Annotated in this window: 9 protein-coding genes; 3 read left to right on the forward strand and 6 right to left on the reverse strand. The window is 71.6% G+C overall.

Features of this window, described 5'->3' with window-relative positions:
• Positions 1-14 precede the first annotated feature (14 nt).
• Entirely contained in the window at positions 15-347 is a 333-nt protein-coding gene (locus FNH09_RS06740) for an antibiotic biosynthesis monooxygenase family protein (RefSeq protein WP_152885828.1), read from the forward strand.
• Positions 348-443: 96 nt separating this feature from the next.
• On the opposite strand, the gene FNH09_RS06745 is transcribed toward FNH09_RS06740, so the two are convergent.
• The 3 genes from FNH09_RS06745 to FNH09_RS06755 all read right to left on the reverse strand — a co-directional run bounded on the left by FNH09_RS06745 (position 444) and on the right by FNH09_RS06755 (position 4,096).
• The gene (locus tag FNH09_RS06745; protein ID WP_162468205.1) at positions 444-1,379 is read right to left on the reverse strand and encodes a hypothetical protein; all 936 of its coding nucleotides are present in this window, start codon (positions 1,377-1,379) and stop codon (positions 444-446) included.
• 237 nt (positions 1,380-1,616) lie between these two features.
• Positions 1,617-2,684 carry a dipeptidase gene (locus FNH09_RS06750; protein WP_152885830.1) on the reverse strand — a complete coding sequence of 356 codons (1,068 nt, stop codon included), beginning with the start codon at positions 2,682-2,684 and terminating at the stop codon, positions 1,617-1,619.
• Positions 2,681-4,096 (reverse strand): amidohydrolase family protein, encoded by a 1,416-nt coding sequence (locus tag FNH09_RS06755; protein ID WP_162468200.1) that lies wholly within the window; start codon positions 4,094-4,096, stop codon positions 2,681-2,683. Before FNH09_RS06755 ends, FNH09_RS06750 begins: the two co-directional genes overlap by 4 nt.
• Before the next feature lie 131 nt (positions 4,097-4,227).
• Here FNH09_RS06755 and FNH09_RS06760 point away from each other — a divergent pair, with 131 nt between their 5' ends.
• Both FNH09_RS06760 and FNH09_RS06765 read left to right on the forward strand, forming a co-directional pair.
• The gene (locus FNH09_RS06760; RefSeq protein ID WP_152885832.1) at positions 4,228-5,001 is read left to right on the forward strand and encodes an IclR family transcriptional regulator; all 774 of its coding nucleotides are present in this window, start codon (positions 4,228-4,230) and stop codon (positions 4,999-5,001) included.
• A complete protein-coding gene (locus FNH09_RS06765; protein WP_162468201.1) occupies positions 4,998-5,915 on the forward strand; it encodes an ornithine cyclodeaminase family protein in 918 nt (305 codons plus the stop codon). Before FNH09_RS06760 ends, FNH09_RS06765 begins: the two co-directional genes overlap by 4 nt.
• On the opposite strand, the gene FNH09_RS06770 is transcribed toward FNH09_RS06765, so the two are convergent.
• The 3 genes from FNH09_RS06770 to FNH09_RS06780 are packed head-to-tail and all read right to left on the reverse strand — an operon-like array spanning position 5,912 to position 8,834.
• Positions 5,912-6,727, reverse strand: a complete 816-nt coding sequence (locus tag FNH09_RS06770; RefSeq protein WP_162468202.1) for an ABC transporter permease subunit — start codon at positions 6,725-6,727, stop codon at positions 5,912-5,914. The two genes, FNH09_RS06765 and FNH09_RS06770, sit on opposite strands and share 4 nt — an antisense overlap.
• A gap of 11 nt (positions 6,728-6,738) precedes the next feature.
• Positions 6,739-7,629 (reverse strand): ABC transporter permease, encoded by an 891-nt coding sequence (locus FNH09_RS06775; protein WP_152885833.1) that lies wholly within the window; start codon positions 7,627-7,629, stop codon positions 6,739-6,741.
• A gap of 5 nt (positions 7,630-7,634) precedes the next feature.
• On the reverse strand, positions 7,635-8,834 hold the full coding sequence (locus FNH09_RS06780; protein WP_152885834.1) for an ABC transporter substrate-binding protein: 1,200 nt from the start codon (positions 8,832-8,834) through the stop codon (positions 7,635-7,637).
• Between the last annotated feature and the right edge of the window lie 34 nt (positions 8,835-8,868).

An 8,868-nucleotide genomic window follows, 5' to 3' on the forward strand; every position in this document is an offset into this window, starting at 1 on the left:
GCCAGGATGGGGGCATGAGCGTAGTCAAGATCAACGTACTGAGCGTCCCCGCCGAGCAGCGGGAGACGCTGGAGAAGCGGTTCGCCTCGCGGGCCCACGCGGTGGAGAACTCCGACGGGTTCGAGTGGTTCGAACTGCTGCGTCCCGTCGAGGGCACCGACACCTATCTCGTGTACACGCGCTGGCGTGACGACGCCTCGTTCCAGGCCTGGATGGAGGGCCCGATGAAGGCCGCCCACCAGGGTGGCGGCGGAGCGGAGGGCGGGGAGCGTCCCAAGCCCGCGGCGAGCGGATCCACCCTGTGGTCCTTCGAGGTGGTGCAGCAGGCCGGGCCGAAGGGCGCGTAGCCGGCCGACCGGCACAGTGCGACGGCCGACCGCCGGTCCGCTCCCGCGGCGCGGGACCGGACCGGCGGTCGGGGTGTGTCTGTCAGGGACTGGGGGTCACTTGACGTCGACGTAGTCACCCGCGGCCGAGACGGCCGGGGTGGTGGACGTACCCGCGAAGGAGTAGCGCCAGTAGCCGTCGGCCGTGGCCTTGTACGTGGTCTTCAGGTTGCCGTGGCTGTCGGTGGTGACGGTCTTGAGGGTGGTGTAGGTGCTGCTGCCCTTCTTGCGGAACTGCAGCTTGACCTTCTGGCCCGTGTACCCGGCGTACTTGCCGGTGTCCCAGTTGGCGCGGGTGAGGCTGCCGGTGATGGTGAGCGTCTTGTTCTTCTTGACCGGCTCGGGCGAGGCGTTCACGGTCAGCTTGGACAGACGCTGGACGGCCGGCGCGGCAAGCCCGGTCCTCGCCGCGGTGCCGATCTTGGTGACGTCCGCCGGGTTGTCCGGGTTCTGGCCGTTGAAGGCCACGGCCCAGGCCACCGAGTGCCAGCCCGCACCGGCATCGGTGATCGCGAGGTCGTACTTGGGGTAGATGTCGACGGTCCCCTTGCAGGACTCGACGGTGACGACCCCGTCGGACGAGGACGTGGACGAGGTCACGGTGCACGTCGCCGGGAGGTCGCCGTACAGGTCGGCGGAGGGAGCCGTGGCGGAACCGCGGTAGAGGTCCAGGCCGATGTAGAGGTCGTCGGCGGAGACGTCCACGTTCGTCGCGGTCAGGGTGAAGCTGTAGGGCACGTGCACGACGGCACTGGTGCCCACGGTCACGGCCGCCTTCCCGCTCGCGACCTTCACGTTGGAGAAGGTCACCGGCAGCGCGTACGGCTGGGGGGCCGCGACGGCGGAGGTGCGGGCCGTGGCGGCCGCGTGGCCGCCGAGCTGCCAGGGGCGCACGACCCCGGCGGTGTCGGCCGCCTGGGCGGTGGGCAGGGCCACACCGCTCAGCGCGGCGGCGCCGCAGACGACGGCGACGGCGGCGGCTCTTGTGCGAATTGGCATGCGTTCTCCGTTGGAGAAGCGCCGGGCGGGAGCGGACGGGCCGCCCCTTTCCGGCGAACAGAATCGAAAACCAACCGGTCGGGTCGGCACTTGACACAGACTCAGACAGGCCAGACAGGGCGATGGTTGTACGCGTCCACGACCCTGTCTTTGCGTCATTTTCCTGGTCCTGGTCCTGGCCCTGGTCCTGGTCGTGCCGGGTGCGGGGCGGCTCGTTCCGGCCGGGAGCGGCTACCCCTGCCACACCCGTTCTGCGTAGTCGACGAAGTTGCGGCCCATGATCTTCTCTATGCGGGTGGAGGAGTAGCCGCGCCGCTCCAGCAGACGTATCAGCTCGCGGAACTGGTCCACGCCCCGCAGGTCGACGACGAAGGGGAAGGTGTCGGCCCGTTCGCCCGCGGCCGACACCCCGGCCTCCTGGCGCTGGGCCACGTGCTCGGCGAGCCGGGCCCGGTAGGCGTCGAGGTCGTCGATGGCGGTGACCGGCCCGTCGGTGCCGATGCCGACGTGGTCCTCTCCGCAGACGTTCACGGCGTGCGCGATGTGCTCGACGACGTCGGCGGCCCGCGCGTGGCCGGTGGGACTGAGGAACGGCATGAAGTAGATGCCGACGAACCCGCCGCGCGAGGCGACCAGGCGCAGTTCCTCGTCGGTCTTGTTGCGGGGAAGGTCGGTCAGCGCTCGGCAGCCGGTGTGGTTGATGGACACGGGGACGCGGGAGTGGGCGATGGCGTCCAGGCAGGTCCGCTCGCCGCTGTGGGACAGGTCGACCATGAGGTGGTGGTCGTTCAGGGCGTCGACGACCTCGCGTCCGAAGGCGGTCAGCCCGCTCTCGGCCGGTGCCGAGGAGCCGCCGCCGAGGTGGTTGGCCTGGTTGTACGTCAACTGCACCACGCGTACGCCGCGTTCGGCGAAGGTGGCGATCCGGCCGATGTCGTCGCCGACGGCCACCGCGTTCTGGAAGCCGTAGACGACGCCGACGCGGCCGTCGCGCGCCGCGGTGTGGATGTCGGCCGCGGTGGTGACCTTCAGCAGGTCGTCGAGGTGGCTCTCGATGACCCGGTCCCAGACGTCGATCTCGTGCAGGGTGTGCTCGTAGGGAGGCAGGTCGCCCATCACGTAGCCGAGGGTGATGTTCACGGCGGTGAGGCCGGAGGCGCGTGCCTCCGCCAGGGTACGGGCGTCGACGGTGAACTGTTCGCTGCTCGGGTTCAGTTCTGCCGCCGCCGCCAGGGACCGGGCGGCGTTGGGGTTGTCGAGCTGGCCGAGGGCGTTGACGATCAGGGGCGTGCCGGTCAACGGTTCTCCTGGGGTCGGTCCGCGGTGTAGGCGGTGCGCGGGAAGCGGTGGCCCCGCTTGACGGTCAGGGTGATGGTGCGCAGATGGTCGATGTCGGCCAGCGGGTCCTGCGCGAAGACCGCGAAGTCGGCCTGCTTGCCCGGCTCCAGGGTGCCCGTGAGGTGGTCCTTGCCCGCGCTGCGGGCGCCGACGAGCGTCGCGGAGCGCAGGACGTCCGCCGCGGGGAGGCCGCAGTGGCGGACGAGGAAGGCGAGTTCCTCGTACAGGGCGGGGAAGGGCTCGCCGGGGGCGGTCTCGTAGTCGGTGCCGGTGGCCAGTTGGACGCCGGCCCGGTGCGCCTGTGCGGTGAGGGCGATCGCCAGGTCGGTGTTGCGGGCGGCCCGTTCGGAGGTCTCCGGGGTGTCGCCCGCGAGTTCGGCGCTGGCCCACATGCCGGCGGTCGCGTCCAGGACGACGTCCTGCTCGCGCATCCGGGCGAAGAGCGCTTCGAGGCGCTCGTCGCGGCCGGTGACCAGGCTCGCGTGGTCGACGGGCGGCTTGTCCTTGTAGGTGGTCAGGGGTCCGGTGGCCGCCTCGTGGGCCAGCAGGGTCACATGGGAGACGGCGTCGACCCCGGCCGCGACGACCTCGCCGGGCGTGGCGGGGAACACGGCGGCGTGCGCCCAGACGAGGATGCCCTGCCGGTGCGCCTCGGCGGTGATGGCGGCGACGAGGTCCGCGTCGAGGTCGGCGTAGACCTTGATGGCCGTCGCGTGGGTCCCGCGGGCCAGGGCCACCGCGAGGGGCAGATCGGTGGTGTCGGTGACGGCCTGCATCCAGGGCACCTCTCCCGGCACGGCGCCCTGGGTCACCTGGTGGGTGCGGGGGTCGTCGAAGAAACCGGGACCGGCCATGAGCGCGGCGTAGTGGATGTCGGGGGCGGGGATCTCCCCGACCCGTGCGGCCCGGGCGAGATCGCCGACCTGCCGGAGGTCGTCGGCCATGTCCCGTACGGCGGTGACCCCGCTGTGCACGAGGCGGCGCAGCACGGCCTCGGCGATGGGGCGGTCGGGCGGGGTGGCGAGGTGCTGGTGCGCGTCCACCAGGCCGGGCGTGACGAAGTGGCCCGCGAGGTCGACGACTTCGACGGCCGCGGCGTCGTCGGCCTCGGTGTCCGCGGGACGGCCGGCGCCGTCGGCCTCGGTGTCCGCGGGACGGCCGGCGCCGGCCGTGAGCGCGGCGAGCACGCCCGGCACGTCCGCGTCGGGCACGACGGCGTGGATCACGGAGCCGTCCACGACGATCGACATCCCGGGCCGCGGCGCGCTGCCGGTCCCGTCGAACAGCGTGAGGCCGCGGTAGACCACCACCGTTCCGGCCTCGGGAGGGGCGAAGGGGGCCGCCGCCCCGGCGTTCTCGCTCGTCAAGGTCACCACACTCCCGATCTGTTACGCTCTACGTAACAACACTCTCGTCATACGAAACAGGCGCTACCCTACCTCCGCGGCCGGGCGGTGGACACGCCCCGTCAGGACGGTCCGCCCGTACATCCGGAAGGGTTTCGATGCCAGAAGTGCCGCAGAAGGCGACGCGTACGGCCGTGGACAAGGCGCTCGATCTGATCGAGGCCGTCTCGCGCGCCGACGCGCCCCCTCGGCTCACCGATCTCGCGGACGAGGTCGGTCTGCACCGGGCCACCGCCTACCGGATCCTCGTGGACCTGGTCCGCCGCGGCTGGGTGCTGCGCGCCGACGACCGCTATCTGCCCGGCACCGCCGTGCTGCGCCTGTCGTCCAGGGCCGCGCACAACTCGCTCACCACGCTGGCCCGGCCGGTGCTGGAGGAGCTGTCCGCGCGCACCGGCCTGATGGTCAACCTCCAGGTCCTGGAGAACGACGGCTCCCGGGTGGTGGACGTGATCCGCCCGGACCGGCTGGCGATGATCAGCACGCTGCACGGCGAGGCCCTGCCGGTGCACCGGTTCGCCGGTCCGTTGGCGCTGGTGGCCGCGCTCCCCCAGGACGCGCGCCGCCCCTACCTGGAGGCGGCCCGCGCGCAGGGGCACCCCCTGACGGGCCCGGCGGGCCTGCTCGCCGACATCGAGCGGGCCGAGGCGTCCGGGTTCGCGGTCGAGCACGGCCGCAACGATCAGTTCGTCGCCTCCCTGAGCCGGGCCGTCGTCCCCGTCCCCGGATCGCCGGTCTGCGCCGTCACCGTCGTCGGACCGGGCGCCGAGATCGACGAACCCCGGATGGGACGGCTGCGCGACCACCTCGCCTCGGCCGTGGACACCCTCCGCGGCCTGCTGTCCGGAACGAGCACGGGAGCCGACGCGTGAACGACCTGCTCGTCCTCGACCGGGCCGCCACCACGGCGGCCCTCGACCCGCACCGGCTGATGGCCGCCGTGTCCGACGCCCTCGTCGCCGTGGCCCACGGCCAGGCGTCCGTGCCGCCCCGGATCGCCGCGTTCGCGCCGAGCGGGCTGCTCGGCGCCATGCCCGGGTACGTGCCGGGGCTGGGCCTCGCGGCGAAGCTCGTGTCGGTGTTCGCCGACCCCGAGCACCCGGGCCGCAGCAGCCACCAGGGCATCGTCGCCCTCTTCGACGCCGGCGACGGCCGACCGCTGGCCGTCATGGACGCGGAGCCGATCACGGCCTGGCGGACCGCAGCGGCCGCCACGCACAGCGCGCTGGCGCTGGCCCGGCCGGGTCCCGTCGTGGTCGTCGGCACCGGCGCGCAGGCCCGTGCCCAGGTCGCGCTGCTGGCCGCGCTGCGGCCGGCCGAGCCCGTGACCGTCGCGGGCCGCGACCCCGCTGCGGCCCGTACCGTGGCCGGTCTGCACCCCGCGGGCCGTGCGGCCGACGGCATCGAGGCGGCCGTACGCACGGCGGCCACGGTGTACTGCTGCACCGGCGCGACCCGTCCGGTGCTGCGCCGCGACTGGCTGGCCCCGGGCACGCACGTGAGCTCGGTCGGCGGCTCGCACGGGCCCGAGCTCGACGCCGGGACCGTCGCCGACGCGACGCTCTTCGCCGAGTGGCCCGGTGCCGCCGCGACGGCGCCGCCCTCCGGCGCCCACGAGTTGCAGGACCTGCCGCCGGGCCGCGCCGTCACCCTCCTGGGCTCCGTCCTGGCCGGCGAGGCCCCCGGCCGCCGCTCCCCCGACCTCCTCACCGTCTTCAAGTCCACCGGCCACGCGGCCCTGGACGTGGCCGCCGCCCACGTGGTGCACGGGGTGGCGACGGGCTAGATCCTGCTGCCGGTCGCCGTGTCGGCGGACAGTCGCTGGGCGACGTAGATGGGGATGACGGAGAGCAGGACCAGGACGGCCGCCACCACGTTGACCACGGGCGCCTGCTGGGGGCGGGTCATGTTGTTGAAGATCCAGATGGGCAGGGTCTCGATGCCCGGCCCGGCGGTGAAGGTGGTCACCACGATCTCGTCGAAGGAGAGCGCGAAGGCGAGCAGTCCGCCGGCCACCAGTGCCGAACGCACCATCGGGAAGGTGACGTCGGCGAAGGCGCGGAAGGTGTCGGCGCCCAGGTCCATCGCCGCCTCCTCGTACGAGCCGGAGGTGCGGCGCAGCCGGGCGACGACGTTGTTGAAGACGACGACGATGCAGAAGGTGGCATGGCCGACGATCACGGTGAACATGCCGAGGCCGACCCCGAGCGGCTCCAGGACCGTACTGAACGCCGAGTTGAGGGCGATGCCCGTGACGATGCCGGGCAGCGCGATGGGCAGCACGACGACGAACGAGACGGTGTCACGGCCGAAGAAGCGGTGGCGGCCGACGGCGAAGGCGATCAGCGTGCCGAGCAGCAGCGCGATGCCGGTGGCTCCGAGACCTGCCTTGACGGAGACCCAGAGTGCCGCGCGGGCACCGTCGTTCGCCCAGGCCACGGACCACCAGTGGAAGGTGAGACCGGGCGGCGGCCAGCTCGAACTGCGCTCAGGATTGAGGGAGTTGACAAGGACGAGCAGCAACGGCAGGTAGATCACGGCGAAGCCGAACCCGGCGGCGACGCGCAGCGCGACGCGTGCGGTACGGGAGAGTTGCACGACGGGCTCCTCTAGAGGCTGCTCAGCGCGCCGGTGCGGCGCATGGCGAGCAGGTACACCACGATGACGACGACGGGGACCGTGCTGAGGGCTGCGGCCATGGGCAGGTTGAGCTCGATGTTGGAGTAGACGAGGTTGCCGATCAGCTGCGTCTTGCCACCGACGATCTGCACGGTGATGTAGTCGCCGAGGCTGAGCGAGAAGGTGAAGACCGAGCCGGCGGCGACCGAGGGCAGCACCATCGGCAGCACCACCGACCGGAAGGTGCGCCCCGCCCTGGCGCCCAGGTCCGCCGAGGCGTCCAGGAGGTTCGCGGGCAGCTGCTCCAGGGCCGTGTGGATCGGCAGGATCATGTACGGCAGCCACAGGTACGTCAACGTCAGTACGGCAGCCGGGAGTCCGAAGCCGGGGCCCGCGAGGCCGAACGGCTTCAGGATCCAGTCCGCCAGGCCGCCCTCGGAGAGGATCAGCCGCCAGGCGTAGACCTTGACGAGGTAACTGGCCCACAGCGGCGTGAGGATGGCCACCACCAGCAGCGGGCGCCGCTTCGGTGCGGCGATGCGGGCGGTGTAGAAGGCGAGCGGGAAGGCGATCACCGCGCACAGCACGGTGACCGCGAGCGCGACGCCGATGCTGCGCAGGATCACCTGGCGGAACACGGGCGTGGTGAACAGCGTGTGGAAGTTGTCGGTCGACCAGACCTTCACGACCTGCGAGGTGAAGGAGTCCGTGGTCCAGAACGCGGAGACGAACAGCACGGCCAGCGAGCCGAGATAGAGCACGGCCAGCCACAGCAGCGGCGCGGTCAGCAGCAGCGACAGCCGGAGCCGGGGGCGCCGGTGCAGGGCCCCGGCGAGCCGCCGGACGGGGGAGCGTCCGGCGGCCTGCACAGCAGAGGTCATCTCGATCAGCCCTTGATCTCGGTCCAGGCCTGGACCCACTTGGCGTACGGCACGCAGGTGACGTCGGTGCGTCCGTCCAGGCACTGCTGGATGGGCGTGTTCCAGAAGGCGATGTTCTTCCAGTACGACTCGTCACTCGCGTGGTAGGTGGCGCACCAGTTCTTGTCGCTGGTCTCGGCGCAGGCCTTGGAGTTGGCCGGGGCCTCGCCGAAGTACTCGGCGACCTGGGCGTTGACCTTCGGGGAGACGATCCAGTCGAGCCACTTGTAGGCGCAGTTGGGGTGCTTGGCCTTGGCGGACACCATCCAGGTGTCGGACCAGCCGGTCGAACCCTCCTTGGGGACGAAGGCCTTGACCTTGGCGCCCTCGTCGCCGGTGAGGTTGGCGATGACCTGCCAGGTGGTGCCGACGACGGAGTCGCCGCTCTTGAAGGCGGAGATCTCCTTGAGGTAGTCGCTCCAGTACTCGCCGACGTCGGCGTTCTGCTTCTTGAGCAGGTCCACGGCGGCGTCGAACTGCTTCTGGTCCAGCGCGTAGGGGTCCTTGATCTTCAGCTCCGGACGGGTGGCCTTGAGGTACAGGGCCGCGTCGGCTATGTAGATCGGCGAGTCGTACGCGGTGACGTGGCCCTTGTAGCGGGAGGCGTCGTCGAAGACGGCGGACCAGGAGGTGGGCGCGGGCTTCACCTTGTCGGTGTTGTACATCAGCAGGTTGGCGCCGCGGCCGTGCGGGATGCCGTAGGCCTTGCCCTTGACGGAGTTCCAGGCCTGCTGCTTCAGGCCGCTGAAGACGTCCTTGTAGTTGGGGACGAGGTCGGTGTTGACGGGTGCCGCGTCGCCGGAGGCGATCAGGCGCAGGGAGGCGTCGCCCGAGGCGGACACGGCGTCGTACTCGCCGGTCTTCATCAGCTTGACCATCTCGTCGGAGCTGGCGGCGACCTTGGAGTTGACCTGGCAGCCGGTCTGCTTCTCGAAGTCGCTGACCCAGTCCGTCTTGGGGTCGTTGGAGCCGTCCTCGACGTATCCGGCCCAGGCGATCAGGTTGACCTGGCCCTCGGTCTTGCCGAGCTTCGAGGGTGCCTTGAGGTCGGGCGGGTTGAATCCGGTGGCGGCGGAGCCTCCGCCGGATCCGGAGGAGCCGCAGGCGGCGGCCGTGAGGAGGACCGCGGCCGCGGCGGCGGCCCGGAGGGTGCGGTTGAGACGCATGAGGTTCTCCGTGCTGGGAGGGCTGGGAGGGCGG

It is taken from the genome of Streptomyces adustus (genome assembly GCF_009377175.1).
GTDB lineage: Bacteria > Actinomycetota > Actinomycetes > Streptomycetales > Streptomycetaceae > Streptomyces > Streptomyces adustus.